This window comes from Sutterella seckii, from assembly GCF_009183815.1.
GTDB classification, from domain to species: Bacteria; Pseudomonadota; Gammaproteobacteria; order Burkholderiales; family Burkholderiaceae_F; genus Sutterella; species Sutterella seckii.
The window spans coordinates 1-634 of sequence record NZ_WEHX01000226.1 but is presented as its reverse complement, the minus strand read 5'-3'; the positions used below and the strand labels follow the sequence as shown (position 1 = coordinate 634).

The 634-nt window shown below is 56.0% G+C and carries 1 protein-coding gene; it reads left to right on the top strand.

The window, feature by feature from the left end:
- A partial coding sequence (locus GBM95_RS11960) for a transposase (protein WP_152159285.1) occupies positions 1 to 449 on the top strand: 449 nt, incomplete at its 5' end.
- Positions 450 to 634: the final 185 nt, after the last annotated feature.

Below are 634 nucleotides of genomic sequence, written 5' to 3'. Positions count from 1 at the left end.
ACATTGCCCGGGTGCTGAAGAGCCAGCAGGACATCAAGGCTCAGATCATTGGCGGAAAGAAGCTCAGCAAGCTCAAAATTGCTTCCGACATGAAGCCCTATCTGAAGCTGACGGGAACCGAGGATGCTCCCGCTGTAGAGCTCTGCACTGAACGGCTTCAGGAATCTATTGACCGTCATGGCTTTAATGCCATCGCCTCTTCGGAAGATCTACCCGCAGAGAGGATCAGTGAGATCTATGACTACCGCGACATCTCAGAGAAGCAGTTCAGCGCATTGAAGTCTCAGCTCGGAGCGGACGTAACGCGCGTGCATGACGATCAGCGCATTGAGGCAAAGCTTGCCATCTGCTTCATTGCCGCCGTCATTCGTACGGAAATCGAACTCGCCTGCCGCAAGCTGGAGCTCGACACCAACAAGCCCTGCGGGAGGCGGATCGCACCGTTCTGACGCTGATGCCGAATGATGAGTACTGTGCCGTGCACGACTACTCAAAGCGCATGGCTCTGCTCTATGCCGAATTCGGCTTGAGCGACGAGCATCTCGACTTCTTTGCGCAGGAGGTGAACGGTCGCAGAAATCCGGTTCACAGCCAGACGCGCACGATGCCGCCGTTTTTGACGCCTGCGCCCAAA